The sequence below is a fragment of the Proteus sp. G4415 genome (assembly GCF_963896075.1).
Taxonomy (GTDB): domain Bacteria; phylum Pseudomonadota; class Gammaproteobacteria; order Enterobacterales; family Enterobacteriaceae; genus Proteus; species Proteus mirabilis.
The window spans coordinates 43,608-65,124 of the sequence record NZ_CAWQOK010000071.1; the positions used below are offsets into that span (position 1 = coordinate 43,608).

Consider the following 21,517-nt stretch of genomic DNA (forward strand, 5'->3'; position numbering starts at 1 on the left):
TTCCTCAATTAAATTTTACACGCGCCGCCTTCACAATCTGAATCTGCCGTTTCAACGACTTCTTCCAGATCACCTTGTACATCTTCTGCACCATCACGGGTATTGTGATAATAGAGTGTTTTTACACCATATTTATAGGCGAGCAGCAAATCTTTTAGCAGCTGGTTCATAGGAACCTTACCACTAGGGAAACGAGTAGGATCGTAGTTAGTGTTGGCAGAAATCGCTTGGTCGACAAACTTTTGCATAATACCGACTAACTGCAAATAACCTTCGATACTTGGCATTTGCCACAGTAATTCATAAGCCCCTTTTAGGCGCTCATATTCTGGAACCACTTGACGTAAGATGCCATCTTTAGAAGCTTTAATACTGATATAACCACGAGGTGGTTCGATACCATTGGTTGCATTTGATATTTGTGATGATGTTTCTGATGGCATCAATGCAGAGAGCGTTGAGTTACGTAAACCGTATTGTTTGATCTCTTTGCGTAAGCTTTCCCAGTCATAATGCAGAGGTTCATTAGTCAGTACATCTAATGATTTTTTATAAGTATCAATAGGTAAGATACCTTCTGCATAGGTGGTTTCATTAAACCATGGGCATGCCCCTTGCTCTTTTGCTAATTCATTTGATGCTTTTAATAAATAGTATTGAATAGCTTCAAAGGCACGGTGTGTTAAGTTGTTTGCACTACCATCTGAGTAGCGAACACCGTGTTTAGCCAGATAATAAGCAAAGTTGATCACACCAATACCCAGTGTACGACGACCCATAGCACCTTGTTTAGCTGCTAAAATTGGATAATCTTGGTAATCTAACAAAGCATCTAACGCGCGAACGGCTAAACGTGCTAGCTCTTCTAAATCGTCTAGATTTTCAATCGCCCCAAGATTAAAGGCCGAAAGTGTACACAGGGCAATTTCACCATTTGGATCTTTAATATCATTTAATGGTTTGGTTGGTAGTGCTATTTCTAAACATAAGTTTGATTGACGGATAGGTGCAATCGCCGGATCAAACGGACTGTGTGTATTACAGTGGTCAACATTTTGAATATAGATACGACCTGTAGAGGCACGCTCTTGCATCATGAGTGAGAATAATTCAACCGCTTTAACTTGTTTTTGGCGAATACTCTTATCTTTCTCATATTGTACATATAAACGTTCAAATTCGTCTTGATCAGCAAAGAATGCATCATAGAGACCCGGCACATCAGACGGGCTAAATAATGTAATATCCTGACCTTTGATTAAACGTTCATACATTAATTTGTTTAACTGCACACCATAATCGAGATGGCGTACACGGTTATCTTCAACACCACGGTTATTTTTTAATACCAGTAGGCTTTCAACTTCTAAATGCCATAAAGGATAAAATAGCGTTGCTGCACCACCACGTACCCCACCTTGTGAACAAGATTTTACCGCCGTTTGGAAGTGCTTATAGAATGGGATACAACCCGTGTGAAATGCTTCACCATTACGAATAGCACTACCTAATGCACGAATACGACCGGCATTAATCCCAATGCCTGCACGTTGAGATACATATTTAACAATAGCACTTGAGGTCGCATTGATAGAATCAAGGCTATCATCACACTCAATCAGAACACAGGAGCTAAATTGACGTGTCGGAGTTCTTACACCCGCCATAATAGGTGTTGGGAGTGAGATTTTAAATGTGGATACCGCGTTATAAAAGCGCTCAATATAATCCATACGCGTCTCTTTTGGATAACGCGAAAATAGGCAAGCGGCAACTAACACATAGAGAAATTGTGCACTTTCGTAAATATCACCGGTAATACGGTTTTGAACAAAATATTTACCTTCTAGCTGTTTCACTGCTGCATAAGAGAAATTCATATCACGTTGATGAACAATAAACTTATCCATCTGTTCGAACTCTTCTTTGGTGTAATCTTCGAGAAGATGACGGTCATATTTACCGAGTTCAACTAAATGTTTAACGTGATCATACAATGCCGGTGGCTCAAATTGACCATAGGCTTTTTTACGTAAATTAAAGACAGCAAGACGAGCAGCAAGATACTGATAATCAGGTGTTTCACCAGATATTAAGTCTGCAGCAGCTTTAACCAGTGTTTCATGGATATCGGCAGTTTTGATACCATCATAAAACTGAATCTGAGAACGTAACTCAACTTGAGAAACAGAGACATTTTCTAGACCTTCAGCGGCCCAAGTAATAACACGGTGAATTTTGTCTAAGTCAATGCGTTCTTTATGACCATCACGTTTTGTGACGAGCAGGCTGTGATTCATGAGCGATGCACCTTTCTGGCTTTAATGACCTATAAATGGGCAACCTGAAATTTTATACCGCAAAAAAGCGCTCCCGATGACAAACATTGCCAAGGAGTCTTGTGGTGTGAAATTTAAGGAAACACAATATATAGGGGTTTGTTCAAATGGTGATAACAAGATAATGGTAATTGAGGGATTGATCAAGTGTACAAATCTGAATGTTTCTGTGGATAAATAGGGGATAATTTTTTTAACAACTGCCTGTACCCTGCATAAATACAGGCAGTCAGAAACTTAAAACGACGCTAAAAAGAGGCAAAGTCAATTTTTAAAAATGTGATCGTTTGATGTTTTATTAAACCAAATCAATCTCTCTATTTCACAAATCCGAATTATCGGTCGCTTGAGTGTGCACCATGTAATTAACATCAACATTTGGCGCTAATCGGAATTTGTCTGTAATAGGATTGTAATGTAACCCAATCATATTTTTGCTACGTAAATTGGTTTCATCGACCCAGCTTAATAATTCTGAGGGACGAATAAATTTATTCGCATCATGGGTGCCTTTAGGAACCATATTCAGAATATACTCCGCGCCTACCACCAGCATAAACCACGCTTTTTTATTACGGTTGATGGTAGAAAAGAATACATGTCCACCTGGTTTCACCAGTTTGGCACATGATCTTACAATGGAGGAAGGGTCTGGAACGTGTTCTAACATTTCCATACAAGTGACCACATCATAGCGTTGTGGATATTCTGCGGCATGGTTTTCAACGGTATCTTGTATATAGGTGACAGGGATACCGGTTTCCAGTGAGTGGAGACGAGCGACTTCTAATGGCTCTTTCCCCATATCGAGTCCGGTGACTTCTGCACCAACACGGGCCATACTTTCAGATAAAATACCGCCACCACACCCAACATCAAGTACTTTTTTACCAAATAAGCCATCAGCACGTTCTTGGATATAATTAAGTCTTAGTGGATTGATGCGATGTAGGGGTTTAAATTCACCTTCAAGATCCCACCATCTTGATGCGACACTCTCAAATTTGTCGATTTCATGCTGATCTACGTTAGCATGCAAAGAGGTTGTTTTATCATTCATCAGAAAGTATTACTCCTATTTTCATATTACCGATGATTCTACCAATGTTAGAGAGCGAAATCGAAGCTAAATCGAAGAGAATCGCGAAAGAGTGATTAATTTCATTGTTTCAGTTTTCCTAAAATTGGCGATTTGTGGTATAGTTCTACACCTTTGAATCCGTAGTATGAGGGACAGTGGCTCCATGAGCGACATTGCCAGAGAAATCACACCAGTTAATATCGAAGAAGAGCTGAAAAGCTCATATTTGGATTATGCGATGTCCGTTATTGTAGGACGCGCATTACCCGATGTTCGAGACGGACTGAAGCCAGTACACCGCCGAGTGCTATTTGCGATGAATGTACTGGGAAACGATTGGAATAAACCTTATAAAAAATCAGCCCGTGTTGTTGGGGATGTAATCGGTAAATATCACCCGCACGGTGACAGTGCTGTCTATGAAACGATTGTTCGTTTAGCACAGCCTTTTTCTATGCGCTACATGTTGGTTGACGGTCAGGGTAACTTCGGGTCAGTTGATGGTGACTCCGCGGCGGCTATGCGTTATACCGAAGTTCGTATGGCGAAGATCGCCCATGAACTGCTGGCGGATTTGGAAAAAGAGACGGTCGACTTTGTTCCTAACTATGATGGAACAGAAAATATACCGGCTGTTATGCCAACCCGTATTCCAAACTTGTTAGTTAATGGCTCTTCAGGTATTGCCGTTGGGATGGCAACGAATATCCCTCCGCATAACCTCGGTGAAGTTATCGACGGTTGTCTTGCCTATGTTGATAATGAAGACATCACCATAGAAGAATTAATGGAATATATTACCGGGCCTGATTTTCCGACTGCTGCGATTATTAATGGTCGCAGAGGAATATTAGATGCTTATCGTACAGGGCGTGGAAAGATTTATATCCGTGCTCAGGCTGATATTGAAACTGATGAGAAAACGGGTCGCGAAACCATTATCGTGACAGAAATTCCTTATCAGGTGAATAAAGCCCGTTTAATTGAAAAAATTGCGGAGCTTGTAAAAGATAAACGTATTGAAGGTATCAGCGGATTACGTGACGAGTCTGATAAAGACGGTATGCGTATTGTTGTTGAGATCAAACGTGATGCAGTCGGTGAAGTAGTATTAAATCACCTCTTTTCACAAACTCAAATGCAAGTCTCTTTTGGTATTAATATGGTTGCGCTTCATCAAGGCCAACCAAAATTATTGAACCTAAAAGAAATTATCGCAGCCTTTATTCGCCATCGTCGTGAAGTGGTGACTCGTCGTACCATTTTTGAATTACGTAAAGCGCGTGATCGTGCTCATATCTTAGAAGCACTTGCGGTCGCTTTGGCCAATATCGATCCTGTGATTGAATTAATTCGTCAAGCACCAACCCCAGCAGAAGCGAAAGCAACATTAATTGCCCAACCTTGGGATCTCGGTAGCGTGTCTGCGATGTTAGAGCGTGCTGGTGATAGCAATGTTGCTCGCCCTGAGTGGTTAGAGCCACAATTTGGTGTGCATGACGGTAAATACTATCTAACAGAACAACAAGCACAAGCCATTTTAGATCTGCGTTTGCAGAAACTGACCGGACTTGAGCATGAAAAACTGCTAGATGAATATCGTGAATTACTGCTACAAATTGCTGAGTTATTGCATATTTTGAGAAGCCCTGAGCGTTTAATGGACGTTATTCGTGAAGAGCTAACAGCAATTAAAACACAATATAACGATCCTCGTCGTACTGAAATCACTGAAAATACCGCTGATATTAATATCGAAGATCTGATTAATGAAGAAAATGTGGTTGTGACACTATCTCACCAAGGTTACGTTAAATATCAGCCATTGACTGATTATGAAGCGCAACGTCGTGGAGGAAAAGGTAAGTCAGCCGCAAGGATCAAAGAAGAAGACTTTATCGATCGCCTACTGGTGGCTAATACACACGATACTATTTTGTGTTTCTCAAGTCGTGGTCGCCTGTACTGGATGAAAGTTTATCAGTTACCAGAAGCGAGCCGCGGTGCTCGTGGTCGTCCAATTATCAATTTATTACCTCTAGAGCAAGATGAGCGGATCACCGCTATTCTTCCAGTAAGAGAGTATGAAGAAGGTAAATTTGTCTTTATGGCAACGGCGAGCGGTACGGTTAAAAAGACACCATTACAAGACTTCAGTCGTCCTCGTAGTGCTGGTATTATCGCGGTTAATTTAAATGATGGCGATGAGCTTATCGGTGTTGATTTAACCGACGGTAGTAATGAAGCTATGCTGTTCTCAGCAGATGGTAAAGTGGTTCGTTTCGCAGAAGAGTGTGTTCGCCCAATGGGTCGTACTGCGACAGGTGTTCGTGGTATGAAACTGGTTGATGATGATAAAGTGGTTTCACTGATCATTCCTCGTGGCGAAGGTGATATCTTAACAGTGACTGAAAACGGTTATGGTAAACGTACCGTTCAAAGTGAATACCCAACCAAAAACCGTGCAACACAAGGCGTTATCTCGATTAAAGTGAGTGAGCGTAATGGTAAAGTGGTAGGCGCTATTCAAGTTGAAGAAACTGACCAGATTATGATGATCACCAATGCCGGAACGTTAGTGCGTACCCGAGTATCAGAAGTCAGCATTGTGGGACGTAATACACAAGGTGTTACCTTGATCCGTACTACAGAAGACGAGCTAGTCGTTGGCTTACAACGTGTTGAAGATGAAGATGATGCATTAGATGATGATGAAGTTGATGAAATGATCAGCGACAATATCTCTGATGTTCCAGAGTCTGAACCAACAGATGATGCGGATAGTGAAGAAGAATAATAGCTATTTTTCAGTAACTTAAAGCAAAAAAAGCAGGCGGAATGCCTGCTTTTTTATATTATAAGCATTTATTAGTCAAAAAATTTTATCAGTCATCAGAAAAAATTATCCTGATGATAAAGATCATCTCATTCAGACCTAGAGTAACTTCTGTTAGAATGAGAAAGTTGATTATCTGTATTACCGATTAGGGTGGTTATTTGCGATATCTTTCGTCATTTAAAACGTCATTAAAAATTTCCCGCTACCTTTTTCGTGCACTGGGTATCATGTTGTGGGCAATGGGCGCATTATTAACCATGTTTTATCTCATCAACATCTTTAATGATACTAAATCAGATATCCGACAAGAATATAGTAATAACTATACCGATTTATTGGGCTTCTTTCGCCAAACCTCGAGTACTATCCGCGATTTGCAATATTTAGCAGAGCGGCATCAAGAGCAACTCAATTTAAACCCTAAGATGAATAATTCTTTTTTTTATGAAGGGCCTTTTTCACTTCATAAATTAAGTGAAAGTGCCGATTGTGAATTATTCAAAGGGCAAACAAACAATTATTTTCGATCATTTAATAGTATTCTGTATTACTGGAAAGATAATACCCCTGCTTTACAAGGTATCAACCAAGTATTTATGGTTGGCTCTCATAGTATGTGTATGATTAATTTCCCATTGCGTGCATCACCTATTGATACTGAACTGTTGAAAAAAATGGTTTATGAAAATACACGTAATTACATTAATCAACGAGCTCAAGGGAAAGAGAGTAATCAATACTGGATAGTACCTGATGCCAAGGGGGATAGCGGTATCCTCTATGTCATGTCGCCAGTTTATGCGTCAGGGAAATTTATTGCACTCATTGGTATCGAAAGGGCGATCCGATTGGAGTATTTTTCACCTACGAAAGATCGCGTTATCTCTATTCATCTTTTAAACAATAAAAATAATCCAGTCTTAAGTTATCCTGAAGAGAATAATTATCGCAGTGTAAGGGATGTACCGGATGTTAGTGCTCCTTACTTTGGCTTTGATGATGATTTTAGTGATTTAGTTGCAAAACGTAAGCTACTTCCTTCTTCTTTTAGTGTGGTTTATTCACTACCATTAAAACAAATTTTAAATGAATTTAAGTTTACTATTTTTAATGCCATTATTTTAAATATCATTTCGGCGATTGTTATCTTTATTTTCGTTTGGATTTTTGAGCGAAAAATATTTTCACCTGCAGAAAATAATGCTTCACGCTTAGAGGAGCATGAGCAGTTTAATCATAAAATAGTCGCGTCAGCCCCAGTAGGAATAAGTATCTTAAGAATACGCGATGGCATGATTATTTTAAGTAATGAGCTCGCCCATAATTATTTTCGCTTATTAAGCCATAGTGATAAACAAAATATTCTCTCTATTATTGCTGAAAAAAGTAGCAATATAGTGGATGTGGTCACTAATAATCATAATCATTTGCAAATTAGTTTTGTGAATTCACGTTATCAGAATGAAGATGTGGCGATTTGCGTATTAGTAGATATCAGCGCTCGTGTTAAAATGGAACGCTCTCTACAAAATATGGCAACGGCCGCAGAACAAGCAAACCAAGCTAAATCAATGTTCTTAGCGACAGTCAGCCATGAATTGCGTACACCACTGTATGGCATTATTGGTAACTTAGAATTATTACAATCATTGACGCAAAATGAAGAGACTGCCAGATTATTAAAAACAATGGATAACTCTTCATCGCTGCTACTCAAAATTATCAGCGATATCCTCGATTTCTCGAAGATAGAATCGAAACAATTAAAAATTGACGTTAAGCCATTCAATTGTCGCCAAGTTGTCTCTTTTGTTATCTCTAACTATTTGCCGTTAATTGCTAAAAAAGATTTAGCTATTTACTGCTTTATTGAGCCGGATGTACCTAAAATCGTTAATAACGATCCGGTTCGTGTCCAGCAAGTTATCTCTAATCTACTAAATAATAGTATTAAATTTACTACGACAGGATGTATTACTTTGCACCTGTATCGAGATGAATATTATCTCTATTTCGATATTCATGATACCGGCAGAGGGATAAATGAAAAAATGCTTCATCAGCTTTTTGAACCCTTCTTTCAGGTCTCGCAAAATACAGACAGTGCTTCAGAAGGTACAGGATTAGGATTAGCGATTTGTGAAAAACTGATTAACTTGATGGATGGTGATATCAGTGTTGTTTCTCAAGAAAATGTGGGTAGCCGTTTTACTGTGCGGATCCCTTTATATGGGGCACTAAATTCGAGTGATGGACAAACCAAATATAATCTCTATAAAGAGAGTACTATTCGCTGCTTTATCAGTATTAAAAATCTTTATCTAGAAAGCTTTGTTGAACGATATCTAAGTTATGTGGGCTTACATTGTCAATTATTCACGGAAGTGACTCAGGTCTCTGAGAATGATTTTATTATCACCGATCATGATGAATGTTTAGATAACTCTTGCCAATTTATCCGTATTTATGAACACTATTTTGAGCCTGCAAAGAAAATCTCTGAGAATAATTGGTTATGTAGTACATATAAATTAAATGAATTAATTAAGATTATCCTACAATTACCACAAACAAAATTAGAGTCTGATGACTCAGAAAATAATGCGTTAATGACGGATCACGATCTACAATTATTGACAGTGCTCATTGTTGATGATCACCCTATCAATCGTTTATTGTTGACCGATCAACTGAAAAAAATTGGTTTTAATACCGCAACGGCAGAAGATGGCTGTGATGCTTTAGCCTTTATGCAAGAAAATCATGTCGATATTATTTTAACCGATGTCAATATGCCAAATATGAATGGCTATCAATTAGCGACAACAGTGCGTGAATTGAGTCGCACTATTCCTATTATTGGCGTTACAGCAAATGCAATTGCCGAAGAAAAACAACGTTGTATTGATGCGGGAATGAATGATTGCGTTTCCAAGCCAGTCTCCCTTACTGTATTAAAAGATGTATTACTCACCTATGTGGCATAATCCAACGGTTAATCTCGGAAAAGCGAGGTTTTTTCATGGTAGATCTGATTGAAAAATTTCGATATTACAGTGATAAATATTGTTGCTAGGTTGCCCAGTTAAGGATGATAGGGGAAGAGGGGAAAACATTTTTTTGTTGCCAACGATGTGATGGCGGATAAAAAGTAATAAAAAAGCAGAGAAGCTCCCACAATGGGTATGAGCTTCCTGATTTTATCTATACAGCATAGAGAAGAAAAGTTAACGGGTTAGCTTTCTCCGTTAATTTCCTTATCAATAGTGACTGATGATAGGTAGTTAAGCAGAGCGATATCATTGTCGACACCGAGCTTCATCATGGCTGATTTTTTCTGACTACTGATAGTCTTGATACTACGATTGAGTTTTTTAGCAATCTCAGTGACAAGGAAACCTTCGGCAAATAAGCGCAACACTTCACTTTCTTTGGGAGATAAGCGTTTATCACCATAACCATTGGCATTCACTTTTTCTAACAGCTTAGCCACGCTTTCAGGCATAAATTTCTTGCCTTTTTGCAATGCTGCAAGTGCTTTAGGTAGATCAGCAGGTGCACCTTGTTTTAATACAATACCTTCGATTTCAAGGTCAAGAACAGCACTTAAGATAGCTGGGTTATTGTTCATAGTGAGTACAATAATAGACAAATTAGGATAATGTCTTTTGATGTACTTTATCAACGTAATACCATCACCATATTTATCACCAGGCATAGATAGGTCGGTGATCAGAGCATCTGCATTTAATTTAGATAAGTTATTGATAAGTGAAGTGGAATCTTCAAATTCACCAACAACATTAACCCATTCAATTTGTTCTAAAGATTTACGAATGCCGAATAAAACAATTGGATGATCATCGGCAATAATAATATTAAGGTTATTCATGTTTAATTGTTACCTTGCTACAGCAACTGTCGGATCCATTTATCCAGTTGATTGATACGTTCTTTTATCTCTAATTCATTATGATTTTTTATGTCATCTTCTAAATATTCGCAGTTCTCTCTGAGATATTCTAAATCTAACATAGCAAAAACCCCTTTCAGACGATGAGCTGTCTGAGCTAGAGAATGAAAGTCTTTATTAGTTGCTTCTAAGTGTAGTTTTTCAACATCAATGGGAACAGTATTGATAAATAGTTCCTTATAATCACTATCATTCAACTTCTTCCTATAATTATTAAGAATTACTTCGTGATGATCAAGGTTATTATTCTCATTACGAATACTCGTTTGAGTTGTTTCGAGAGAAAGTTGTTCATTTTCTTCAATCAAATAAGTAATAGCCTCAATTAATGGATCACCGAAGTTATAGTTACACTTTATTAAATTTCTTGCTATTTTTTCAAATCCGGTAATAGAGCTAACTAATAATACTGTTGCTGATTCAGGATTATTATCCGGAGTGTCTCTAAGTATGATATCGTATTCTGAGTAAAGATTCTCTTTATTTTTATCAAAGTATGTAGCGCCATATTTATCAAGCTGTTGGCAGATTATTTTTTCTATTTCAGGGTTTTTTATGGCGAGTTTTGCAGTTATACCCTCTAATAATATGTCAAAAGAGCGCTCTTCTGTATCTATATGCTGGTATGGAAGTACGATACGGAAATGAGAGCCAATACTTTCTTGGCTTGTAATGGTCAAAGTGCCTTGTATTTTGTTACACAACAAATGACATAAATAAAAAATAATACCCGAGTTGGAATAATATTTATCACCCATAGCTTGACCTAAAAATGGATATTTAATATTAGCCAGATCTTGAGCTGTTAACCCACTGCCACTATCAATAATATCAATTACTATTTCTTCTTTATCATTATTTTTTTCTAAATTTAGATTGACGGTTATTTTTCCATAATTAGTCGTACTAATGGCATAATTAATCAATGATAAAATAATCTTACTTAATGCTGGGCCATCATTAAATAAAAGTAAACTAGGTTTAATATTATTATGGAAATAAAGTGTTAATCCCTTTCTTATCATAAATGGTGATGCGGTTATTAGAATAGATTCAACTAGCGTTGAAAGTTCAAATTCATCTTGATGTATTTTCCATTCTTGATTTTCTAACTTATTAATTAGCGTAATGTTTTCTATCCACTCAGAAATATAATTCGTTTTTTCTAATAGCAGACTCAGTAATTGTTGGTGAGTATCGTTAGGAAGTAGATCTTTAAATTGATATACCATCTCATTAATATCTTTAATTGGTCGTATGAGTTCTAACGACATATTGGATAAGATCTTGCGGCGTGCAATCGTATTTTTTTCATATTCTTGTTGTGCTAGCTGCAATTTCTTATTGATTAATGCTTCGTTGTCTTTATTCAGAAAAATGAATAGAGCAGTATTATCGATATTGCTGTTGCTACTGGTGCGGATCTCATAAATTTCGTTATCAATGGCCGTTTGGATTAAACCATTATGTTCAATCGCCATCTGACGGATCTTAGATAAATCGATATGAGGTAATAGTTTCTCTGCGTGGCTATTACTAATAATTTTGTGGTTTGATGAAAAATTATACACCAATAGACCAATAGGAAGATTAGAAATGATATCGTTAGTCATCTCTTCTTTGATGCGAAGATTACGCGTCATCGAAATATAAGGGAATACATATTTATTACGAATATAGATATGGCCAAACACTGAAATCGAGATAAAAATGAGTAGGCTGATAAGTAACCAGATATTTTTATACACAATCTCATTGAAAATCGATTTTAGTGGATACTCATAAGATAAAGAGTAGGGTATTCCTGCAATGGGCTGTGAGAAGATGAGTGAAGTCCCATCCGTTGATACCTCAATATTGTTTTTATCATAAACACTCTGCTGTCCTGTGGGTAATAATCTTAAATATTGAGGTGATAGCTCAGCAGGTAGAAAATTATTTATGGGTAAATCAAAGGCAATAACACTGGTCAGTTGCCCTGGCACATTAAACATGGTGCGATAGGTATAGTAATAAATATTTTCTGTCGGCATTTTCCTAATGGGAGAAAGGCTCTCTTTTTCATCTAATGCCGTTGATTGCATTAATAGCTCAGAACGTTTGTTTTCAGCCGTTAGTGTTAAATAGCTTTCTTTATAGCGCAATTCTGGTTTTAGTATTGAGTGGGTAGTAATAAGGATAAGATCATTGCCTTTACCATTAAGATAATAGAGAGAGCTATAGTTATTACGTACCCCCCAAATAATTTCTAACGCGTTTGCAAAATAACCGGCTAACTGAAAGGTTTGTTCATTCGATTTACCAAAAACAATAGCGTCAACGGTCTGATCGCGTCCTTCAAGCCAATAAACATCAGAGCGTAGTTTGACCGGATTGATTTTTAAAGGCAGAAAGAGGGTTGGATCATTAATTTTGTTTGATAACTGGAATAGTTGGTTAGCGTGATAGCGGTAATCTTCAACTTGAGAAGCAAACTTATTAGTCGTGTTGTTAATGGCATTTTTTTTACTTTCTAGCCAAGTATCAAAATAGCTATAAGCATATAGAAAAAGGGATATGGCCATAAACAGAAGAAACAGAGCATATAAGCGAGTTAATGTATTTGGCTTTAATTGGGTCAGTGTGCGCATTCAGTTTGCGAGCCTTTAAGAAATGAAGTCAATAAAAAAGAAAAAATTGGCTAAACAACCATCAGTATTAAGTCATTATATTAACAGGTTATTACTTTAAAAGGGATATTCGGGTGAAGTTTGAGCAAATAAACAAAAAAAGTCATTTTTTTTACGCTGAATGCTAGACAGCAAGCTCAGAGATAGGCATAATTTCGCGCTATGGAAGGATGGCCGAGTGGCTGAAGGCAGCGGTCTTGAAAACCGCCGATGGGAAACCATCCTAGAGTTCGAATCTCTATCCTTCCGCCAGAATTCGCCGGCTTAGCTCAGTTGGTAGAGCAACTGACTTGTAATCAGTAGGTCACCAGTTCGACTCCGGTAGCCGGCACCATATAAGAGCCCGTTATCTCGTAAGAGATAGCGGGTTTTTTCTTATCTTTTTCTCGCCTTTATTCATCGTTTTTATCTGTAAAGCACCATTATCACAAAGCAAAAACTCACAAAATTTAACCACTAAATTAATAAGTTATCGTTTTTTAGGCAAAATTCGACTGAAGTTTAAGCAAACAAATAAAAAAAACATTTTTTTTATCATCAGGACTAGACAGCAAGCTCAGAGATAGGCATAATTGCGCGCCATGGAAGGATGGCCGAGTGGCTGAAGGCAGCGGTCTTGAAAACCGCCGATGGGAAACCATCCTAGAGTTCGAATCTCTATCCTTCCGCCAGAATTCGCCGGCTTAGCTCAGTTGGTAGAGCAACTGACTTGTAATCAGTAGGTCACCAGTTCGACTCCGGTAGCCGGCACCATATAAGAGCCCGTTATCTCGTAAGAGGTAACGGGTTTTTTCTTATCTCCACTTGTTGGGATAATGATGATCTTAGGATAATTTTCCTTGATTGACTTATAGATAAAACTGCTATACAACTAAATAAGTTAATAAGGAAAGATTGTGAATACAAGACCTCGCTCATTAAGATCAATTCAAAATTGGTGGCGCTTTATTTAAGCGGCACCTAGTCCTATTTATCTTTGATTTATATAAATAACACTATTGCCGCCAGAGCGCGGTGATGTTGTTTATGGCATTTCTCTGGCGGTATTTATCCCAACTAAGGAAATGCAATGAACAAATATCTCACTGAAAATAAATCGATAGTTTTAACAGGGGATCGGATCACTGGACCTTTACATCTTGGTCATTATATTGGCTCTCTTCAGCAACGTGTCGAATTTCAGAATAAAGCGACACAATATATCTTAATGGCTGATATGCAAGGGTTAACCGATAATGGCTCAACACCTGAAAAGGTCAGTAAATTTCTTTTTGATGTGGTGGCTGATTATTTAGCTGTTGGTATTGATCCGAAACTTTCCACATTATGCTTACAATCCGCACTACCGGCTTTATCAGAACTGACTATGCTGTATTTAAATATTGTCACAGTATCTCGCTTAGAGCGTAATCCAACAGTAAAACATGAGATTTTGCAAAAAAATCTTTCTCGTTCATTGCCGGCGGGATTTTTAACCTATCCTGTCAGTCAAGCGGCGGATATTACTGCATTTAGTGCAGATATTGTGCCCGCAGGAGAAGATCAATTGCCTATGATTGAGCAAACCAATGAAATCGTCACCAAAATAAATAGCTTAATAGGACAACCCGTATTGACAAGCTGTAAGGTCGTGGTAGGGCAAGTCGGTCGTTTACCTGGTACAGATGGTAGTGGGAAAATGTCTAAATCCTTAGGTAATACGATTAATTTATCATCCACAGCCGATGAAATTAAAAAAGCGGTTTATTCGATGTATACCGATCCGCAACATATTGATGTTGCATCACCAGGTCATATTGAAGGTAATGTGGTGTTCACCTATTTAGATGCTTTTTGCCAAGATAAAGCCATGGTGACAGCAATGAAGGCTCATTACCAAAGAGGAGGACTTGGTGATATGAAATGCAAAGCTATGCTTAATGATATCTTACAAGAGCTTCTGCAACCAATACGTGAAAAAAGAGCGCAACTTATTAATGATAAAGCTTATTTATTACAAGTGATCAAAGAAGGGAGTGATAAAGCGAAAGAAGTGACTCAACAAAAGCTTGATGAAGTAAAACGTGGTCTAGGATTATTGATCTTGTGAGCTATTGTATTTAAAAAAGCTAACATTAGGCTTAACGGTGAATAGCAGTAAGCCTAGTGTTAGCACTATTCACTTTTCCTAAAGCGATCACCAGCCCATCACCGACCAATTAAAAACTCGCCCTAAGATTTTTACTTCTTCTAAGGTTGATTCTTCATCAGGATAATCAATCGTATTATAGCTACGAATAATGATTTTATTATTGGGTAAGCGGTGCAAGATTTTAACTCTTAACAAGTCACCTTGCTGAATAGCGTAAATACCACCATCAATAATCTTAGTATGACCTGTACTGATGGTTACAATAGAGCTGTCAGGAATAACCGGTGACATACTGTCGCCATGCACTTTAAAAGCAACAGCATCACTTGGCTGTACACCATATTGATTAAATGTAGAACGAGAGAATCTCAATAATTCCACCTTTTGATTATCAGTGGTACAACTGCCAAAACCTGCGGCCAATTCAATTGTTGAATAAAATGGGATCTCCACTTCATCTCGCTCTATAGGAGTACTATTATCCCAATCATTAACAGGCATTATTTCATTAACTGAAATGCCATCATTTTTCTTGGCTCCTCTGCCATATTCTAACCATTCAGCTCGAACATCTAGCCACTGACTTAAGGCTAAAATATTTGTTGAGTCAGGAACGGATTCACCATTTAACCATTTCCAGACCGCGGGCGCACTGACTTTTATTCCTTGTTTAGCCAATGCCTCTGTAATTCTTTTACCTAACCCTCTACCCGCAATCCCGGAGTCTAGGCAGGCTTCTTGTAGTCTTTTTGTGAATGCTAACTTATAGTTATTTTTAACCACTAGTTAATTTCCTTTTCTATCTTGACGTGACTTTGGTTACATACTAGCATTAACTAACAGTTAATAAAAGTATGTTAAACATGATTTGTTAACTAAATTAACCATAACGGATAGGTTGAGTATAAAATAGCATTGAGTGCATCAATACGCTAATGGTGATTTAAGCAGGCATGTAAGTGCCCCTAACTTGTTGTGGGATATGGATAAGCAAATAAATCGTGACAGTAAATCAAAGGGAATATTGTATGAGATTAGCTGACTTACCTAAGTATTTTTCTCCAAAAAGTGTTGTATTAAGTGATGTTAGGACGCCTAAAGCTGTTGATTCATTATCCATTACGGATGTAATGGCTTCAATAAGCTTAGCGACACGTAAAGGGCGAATGGGAATAGAGCTATTTTTAGCGAAACACCACATTAACCGTCCCGAAGAAGCGATAGAAAGCCTGTATCAATGTGCATTAACTCAAGTTAACCAATATAAGATGATTGATAAGTTAGCTGAACATGATAAAGCTAAAGTTTTACATATTATCGCTGAATATGCTTTTCAGGATTATGCCAGAAGTGCAGCCAGCAAGAGAGCATGTCCTGATTGTGATGATGGCTTTATCGAAGTTGAAGTTTTTACCACCAAATGCCATGGTCGAAAAACAACCCTGCAGGTTACTCAAAATGCCAAACCTCATCTAAAAACAACCTCATCAAATAAAGCTTCTTTTCGAGAGGTAAGGGAAGTAACACGCGTTATTTGCCCTACATGCAAAGGTAAAGCGGAAATTCGTTTAGCATGCCGTTGCCATGGACGTGGAAAAATTGTTGATAAAAAACAGACTGAATTACAAGGAGTTGCCGTATTTAAACCTTGTCGCCAATGTGCTGGACGCGGTTATCCTCGCCTTAAGTTCAGCGAAGTCTTACAACAATTGCAACATGTGGTGAGTATTTCAAAAACGGCTGCTTATAGTCATTATAAACCGCTATTTGATTTTTTAGTGGCGGAATGCTTTAAAGAAGAGTCTTTATCAGATAAATTTCTACAAGAAGTTACTGTAAAGTAATAATTTTCTATTTTTATTTATTTTTATGAAAAATATTGTTGACTTAAAGGAAAAATAAGCATACTATAACTCCACAGTGAGAGATTTGTATCTAACAAGCTCTCAGCAAAATCTAAGAAGCCTCACTTTTGAAGTGGGGCTTTTTTGTTTTCAATATTTATCACTATCACACTGACCATTATATAAGCTTGGCGAGTTAATCGATCTCTCTGCCAATAGGTTTATGTTATGGCATTTTTTATACTACGCTTTTATCTACATTTATTAGATAAATAAAATCGTCAATATATTCATATTAGCCTTGTGATTAAAATTAGATATGAAGAATGAATATATTATTAATGACATTTCCTCTGATTGGAGGTAAGCCATAAGAAATAATGAAAGAAAATCCAGATCTATGGGAACAAATATGCATTGTTCTTTATTCAATGAAAGAGCAAGGTATATCAGCCTTACTCGCTGGGGGAATGGCTATTCTTCGAAGTTTATATAACGCAGGAGGATGGAAAAAAACTTTTTTAGATGGACTGATGTGTGCAATGTTTGCTTGGTTTATCAAAGATATTCTCCTTTTATTTAGTATTAATCATCAATTTGCTTACTTAGCCAGTGTCTTTATTGGTTATGTCGGCATTGAACCTGTAAGCAAACTTCTTATCAGGAAAAATAGGAGTTAAAAATGGCTAAAATAGCGCGGGGTGAACGTAATAATAACCCAGGTAATATACGCCATGGTGCAAAATGGCAAGGATTAGCAAGCACGCAAACAGATAAAGATTTTTGTCAATTTATTTCACCAGAATATGGCATCAGAGCAATTTATAAATTAATTCAAACCTATCAAAATAAATATGGTTTAAATACAATTAAATCTATTATTTATCGCTATGCACCACCTAATGAGAATAATACATTAGGTTATATTGAGCGCGTATCAAAAGAAATAGGAATTGAAAGTAATAAACCTATTGATACCCAAATAAAAAATGTTTGTATATCTTTATCTATAGCCATTATTAATATTGAACTGGGTTATCAACCCTATGCAAAAAAAGTATTTGAAGATGCTTGGTTGTTATTATGAACAATCTTACAAAAATCATAATAATCATTATGTTATGTTTAATTGCTGGACTTTTTTGGGTTATTGATAGAAATAAAATATTAAAACAAAAATATGTGAAAATTAATGAAACACTGACGCAACAGATTGTAGAAAACAAAAACTATCAATTAAGAATAAAGCAATTATATCAAATGGATACTCAACGTTTACAGGAGTTAGCCAGTGCCAAGAGCGAAATTGACCGGTTGCGTAGTTATGCTGAGCGTGATCCTGAGCGGGTGTACATCAGAGCCAGTTGTGCAAAAAACGACGCCAATTCCACCCCCCGCGTGGATGATGCAACCCGCGCCAGACCTACTGACGCCGCTATCCGAAATTATTGGATACTCAGAGAAAGAATTGCTCAGTCAGAGTCCATCATCTTAGGTCTACAAGATTATATTCGCCAAGAGTGTATTAATTAAAGTGATTAAAAAGGAGTGTAAAATAAAGGAGATGAAATGAATGATAACGATATTAATAAAGCTATTCGAGAGCAATTAATAAAACAATTAATAAAAACAGATATCAATGCTGAAGTTATTACAGGATATCAACCGGAAGAAATCACGGATAATAATATTATTATGTTTTTTCCTATTAAGGAGGTGAGCCAAGGTTGGCAGAAAAGAAGTTATGATGTTCAAGGTAATAATGCCAATCACACTGAACAACAACTTGTTGAGTTAACTTATCAAGTTCAGAGCTTTACTAAAAAACAATCTGATTTTACTGCAGGTGATTTAATTAGAACAACGCGAATGATCATTCATTCGCTGCCTTTTATTGAATCAATGAGAAAAAAAGGAATAGGAATACAACGTGCGACAGAAATTAGGCGTGCGCCAATAATTAATGAAGGAAATAGCTATGAACATAATCCTTCATTTGATTTTAATGTCACTTTTCCCAGCTCGTTATCTCTAAACACTGCAGCTACACATTTACTTATATCTAATCTATCTCGTATTTAAGGATAAATATGTCTATTAAACAAACACGCTATGTTGATATTGCGAGTGCGGTGATTGGTGCCTCTACTGCACCAATGCGTAAACTGACCGCACGTATTTTTTCAACAAACCCTAAAATTCCAGCAGGGAAAGTACTCGAATTTACTTCTGGTAAAGTTGATGCGTTTCTGGGAGCTGATTCTCCAGAAGCGCAATTTGCCCGCCAATATTTTAGTTATGTGAGTCCGGCTCCCGTCAGCAAGCCTAAAGAGCTACAAATTGCCTCTTATGAGCCAATGGGACGAGCGCCAACACTCTTTGGTGGACCGGTTGCCACACTGGATAAATTAAAGCTGATTGAAGAGGGTGAGTTAACGCTGATGATTGGCGATGTGACCACAAAAATCAGCAAGCTCTCTCTTCAAGACGTGACGTCCTATAGTGATATCGCATCTTTAATTCAAGCAAAACTCAATGCTGAAAGTGAGCCACAATTTGCCAGTTGTTATGTGACTTTTAATGCTATGGATAGTGCTTTCTTAATCAGTGGCGGTGTGCAAGAAAAAGCGCAGATTAGCGTCAACAACTCACCTCTTGCTGATGCCTTAGGGTTAAGTCAGGGACAAACTTCTGAGGGTAATGCATCACAGACTGCCCTTGAAGCCTTTATGGCTGCAGAAGCTATTTCTGACTCATTTGGTAGTGCAACATTTTTAACCGAACTATCTATTGAGCAAAGTGTGGAACTGGCTGAATACGTAGCAGGTGAAAATGTCAAATACCAACTTTATTTATCGGTGCCAGATCAACAAGCTGAAATGTACAGCAAGGCATTAATGAATACAGCATCGACAGGGTTGAATTTAAAAACCGAGGAAAACTTTTTTGTGCAAGCGTTGCCTATGGCGATTATGGCAGCAACAGATTTTGAGCGTACTAATGCCACCACCAATTACATGTATCGTCAATTTGGTATTACATTCCCATCGCAAGTTACCACAGATATGGCGGCCGATCGCTTAGATAAATTGCGCGTGAACTATTATGGTGAAACGGCGGTATCTGGCTCTGAGATCAGCTTCTATCAACGTGGCTTTTTATGTGGTAATGGTGCTAATCCAGTAGATATGAGCGTACATGCCAATGAGCAATGGCTAAAAGCGTATATTGCACAGCAATGGCTTAGTTTACTACTGTCAACGCGCGGTATTCCTGCGAATAAAGATGGTGAAGCAAGAGCGATGATGATCATTGCTGGGGCAGTAACAAAGGCATTAAATAACGGCACTATTCAAACGGGTAAAGCATTAACAGAAGTACAAAAAATCGCAATTACAGATGCGGCAGGTGATGATTTAGCGTGGCACGATGTACAAAACAAAGGTTATTGGTACAACGCTGAAATCGTTGAACAAACAGGGCCAGGGAATTTACCGGAATACACCATGAAATATGTATTGATTTACGGTAAAGGCGATTGGGTTCGTAAAGTTGAAGGCTCACATAATTTAGTTTAAGGAACAAACAATGAACGATATTTCAGCAACAGGCTTAAGCCTTATTATTCAAGCAAGTAAAACATTTCCAGCGGGTATTCCGATCACCACCTTTTCTGATGAAGGTGATCCTTTAGATTTACCGACAGTTAATATTACACAAACAGCGGTAGATATTAATGGTAATTTGGTCAGTTGGTCTTCACCAACACCTCAAACGGTCACCATTAATGTGTTAGCGGGAAGTGAAGAAGACGAAAATCTAGCTATTTTGTTTGATGCTAATACGGCAAGACGGGGACGACGTCCTGCCAGTGATGTGATTACTTTAGTCGCTTCTTATGGTGATGGCTCTATTACCACGGCACGTAATGGACGTATTACTGACGGTTGCCGAGGTAATTCAGTCGCAGGGGCAGGACGCCTTAAATCTAAGCAGTACACTTTTATTTTCCAAGATTTTGACCGTGTTAGAGCGCGTTAATTATTAATCTTACTTTTTATCATGGCGACTTCGGTCGCCTTTTTTTATGGAGTTTTTATATGTTGATTAAACCAAAAGAGATCACGGTGATTGATAGTGATCGTCAACAGCATACCTTTATTATTAGCCGGTTACCCGCCACAATTGGACGAGAGATCTTGGCTAAATACCCATTATCAAATGCCCCTAAAATCGGTGATTATGAAGTCAGTAAAGAGGCCATGTTAAAGATGATGGCGTATGTTGCTGTAGAAAAAGAAGGCCAAGAAATTTATTTAAAAACCAGTACATTAATTGATAATCACGTCCCTGATGGGGAAGCGTTAATTCGTCTTGAATTAGAAATGTTAAAGTACAACACCAGTTTTTTCGGCAACGGCGGGAGCCAAAATTTCCTTCAATACCTATTAGGCAAGCTCAGCGGTTCTCTCCCGTCGATTATAAAAACGCTGATGGCTTCTTTGCCGTCATCATCTCAGCCGGCTTCGCCTCTTTCACAGAACTCAAAACAACCATAGATTTAGAGGAAGCTTTTGATCTGTGGGAAATTGCGATTACCAATCGTTATAACGAGGCGCTAGCGGCGTCCAAGGAGAGATA

16 protein-coding genes and 4 tRNA genes are annotated in these 21,517 nt (G+C 37.7%); 15 read left to right on the forward strand and 5 right to left on the reverse strand.

Annotated elements, in window-relative coordinates:
- Nucleotides 1-8: 8 nt before the first annotated feature.
- A complete protein-coding gene (nrdA, locus tag AACU95_RS09070; protein WP_004243653.1) occupies nucleotides 9-2,300 on the reverse strand; it encodes a class 1a ribonucleoside-diphosphate reductase subunit alpha in 2,292 nt (763 codons plus the stop codon).
- Between the two features lie 361 nt (nucleotides 2,301-2,661).
- On the reverse strand, nucleotides 2,662-3,399 hold the full coding sequence (gene ubiG / locus AACU95_RS09075; RefSeq protein WP_004243650.1) for a bifunctional 2-polyprenyl-6-hydroxyphenol methylase/3-demethylubiquinol 3-O-methyltransferase UbiG: 738 nt from the start codon (nucleotides 3,397-3,399) through the stop codon (nucleotides 2,662-2,664).
- A 184-nt stretch (nucleotides 3,400-3,583) separates the two neighbouring features.
- Here ubiG and gyrA point away from each other — a divergent pair, with 184 nt between their 5' ends.
- Together gyrA and rcsC are read left to right on the forward strand one after the other, a co-directional pair.
- Complete coding sequence (gene gyrA / locus AACU95_RS09080) at nucleotides 3,584-6,217, forward strand: DNA topoisomerase (ATP-hydrolyzing) subunit A (protein ID WP_161737240.1); 2,634 nt, start codon at nucleotides 3,584-3,586, stop codon at nucleotides 6,215-6,217.
- 200 nt (nucleotides 6,218-6,417) lie between these two features.
- Entirely contained in the window at nucleotides 6,418-9,246 is a 2,829-nt protein-coding gene (gene rcsC / locus AACU95_RS09085) for a two-component system sensor histidine kinase RcsC (protein ID WP_161737241.1), read from the forward strand.
- A 248-nt stretch (nucleotides 9,247-9,494) separates the two neighbouring features.
- Here the strand turns inward: rcsC and rcsB are convergent, their stop codons facing one another.
- Together rcsB and rcsD are read right to left on the reverse strand one after the other, a co-directional pair.
- Nucleotides 9,495-10,151 carry a response regulator transcription factor RcsB gene (gene rcsB / locus AACU95_RS09090; protein WP_004243646.1) on the reverse strand — a complete coding sequence of 219 codons (657 nt, stop codon included), beginning with the start codon at nucleotides 10,149-10,151 and terminating at the stop codon, nucleotides 9,495-9,497.
- 17 nt (nucleotides 10,152-10,168) lie between these two features.
- Nucleotides 10,169-12,862 carry a phosphotransferase RcsD gene (gene rcsD / locus AACU95_RS09095; protein WP_004243645.1) on the reverse strand — a complete coding sequence of 898 codons (2,694 nt, stop codon included), beginning with the start codon at nucleotides 12,860-12,862 and terminating at the stop codon, nucleotides 10,169-10,171.
- A 203-nt stretch (nucleotides 12,863-13,065) separates the two neighbouring features.
- Here rcsD and AACU95_RS09100 point away from each other — a divergent pair.
- From AACU95_RS09100 to trpS, 5 genes are all read left to right on the forward strand, one after another.
- Nucleotides 13,066-13,153, forward strand: a tRNA-Ser gene (locus tag AACU95_RS09100).
- Nucleotides 13,154-13,159: 6 nt separating this feature from the next.
- Nucleotides 13,160-13,235, forward strand: a tRNA-Thr gene (locus tag AACU95_RS09105).
- Nucleotides 13,236-13,484: 249 nt separating this feature from the next.
- A tRNA-Ser gene (locus AACU95_RS09110) sits at nucleotides 13,485-13,572 on the forward strand.
- 6 nt (nucleotides 13,573-13,578) lie between these two features.
- A tRNA-Thr gene (locus AACU95_RS09115) sits at nucleotides 13,579-13,654 on the forward strand.
- A gap of 316 nt (nucleotides 13,655-13,970) precedes the next feature.
- Nucleotides 13,971-14,990: a tryptophan--tRNA ligase gene (trpS, locus tag AACU95_RS09120; RefSeq protein ID WP_036907807.1), complete on the forward strand. Its 1,020-nt coding sequence runs from the start codon at nucleotides 13,971-13,973 to the stop codon at nucleotides 14,988-14,990.
- A gap of 87 nt (nucleotides 14,991-15,077) precedes the next feature.
- Here the strand turns inward: trpS and AACU95_RS09125 are convergent, their stop codons facing one another.
- Nucleotides 15,078-15,815, reverse strand: coding sequence for a LexA family transcriptional regulator (locus tag AACU95_RS09125; RefSeq protein ID WP_004243642.1), 738 nt, complete (start codon nucleotides 15,813-15,815; stop codon nucleotides 15,078-15,080).
- A gap of 245 nt (nucleotides 15,816-16,060) precedes the next feature.
- Here AACU95_RS09125 and AACU95_RS09130 point away from each other — a divergent pair, with 245 nt between their 5' ends.
- The 8 genes from AACU95_RS09130 to AACU95_RS09165 all read left to right on the forward strand — a co-directional run bounded on the left by AACU95_RS09130 (nucleotide 16,061) and on the right by AACU95_RS09165 (nucleotide 21,435).
- Nucleotides 16,061-16,876, forward strand: a complete 816-nt coding sequence (locus tag AACU95_RS09130; protein WP_141192175.1) for an antitermination protein Q — start codon at nucleotides 16,061-16,063, stop codon at nucleotides 16,874-16,876.
- A 380-nt stretch (nucleotides 16,877-17,256) separates the two neighbouring features.
- A complete protein-coding gene (locus AACU95_RS09135; protein ID WP_004248367.1) occupies nucleotides 17,257-17,556 on the forward strand; it encodes a phage holin, lambda family in 300 nt (99 codons plus the stop codon).
- A 2-nt stretch (nucleotides 17,557-17,558) separates the two neighbouring features.
- Nucleotides 17,559-17,963 (forward strand): hypothetical protein, encoded by a 405-nt coding sequence (locus AACU95_RS09140; RefSeq protein WP_004243635.1) that lies wholly within the window; start codon nucleotides 17,559-17,561, stop codon nucleotides 17,961-17,963.
- The gene (locus tag AACU95_RS09145; protein ID WP_036907811.1) at nucleotides 17,960-18,409 is read left to right on the forward strand and encodes a lysis system i-spanin subunit Rz; all 450 of its coding nucleotides are present in this window, start codon (nucleotides 17,960-17,962) and stop codon (nucleotides 18,407-18,409) included. Before AACU95_RS09140 ends, AACU95_RS09145 begins: the two co-directional genes overlap by 4 nt.
- A 36-nt stretch (nucleotides 18,410-18,445) precedes the next feature.
- Nucleotides 18,446-18,958, forward strand: a complete 513-nt coding sequence (locus AACU95_RS09150; RefSeq protein WP_004248364.1) for a phage gateway protein — start codon at nucleotides 18,446-18,448, stop codon at nucleotides 18,956-18,958.
- Between the two features lie 8 nt (nucleotides 18,959-18,966).
- Nucleotides 18,967-20,454: a DUF3383 domain-containing protein gene (locus AACU95_RS09155; RefSeq protein WP_141192174.1), complete on the forward strand. Its 1,488-nt coding sequence runs from the start codon at nucleotides 18,967-18,969 to the stop codon at nucleotides 20,452-20,454.
- A gap of 10 nt (nucleotides 20,455-20,464) precedes the next feature.
- Nucleotides 20,465-20,917, forward strand: coding sequence for a phage tail fiber protein (locus tag AACU95_RS09160; protein ID WP_012368088.1), 453 nt, complete (start codon nucleotides 20,465-20,467; stop codon nucleotides 20,915-20,917).
- A 59-nt stretch (nucleotides 20,918-20,976) separates the two neighbouring features.
- Entirely contained in the window at nucleotides 20,977-21,435 is a 459-nt protein-coding gene (locus AACU95_RS09165) for a hypothetical protein (RefSeq protein ID WP_004243627.1), read from the forward strand.
- The last annotated feature ends 82 nt before the right edge of the window (nucleotides 21,436-21,517 follow it).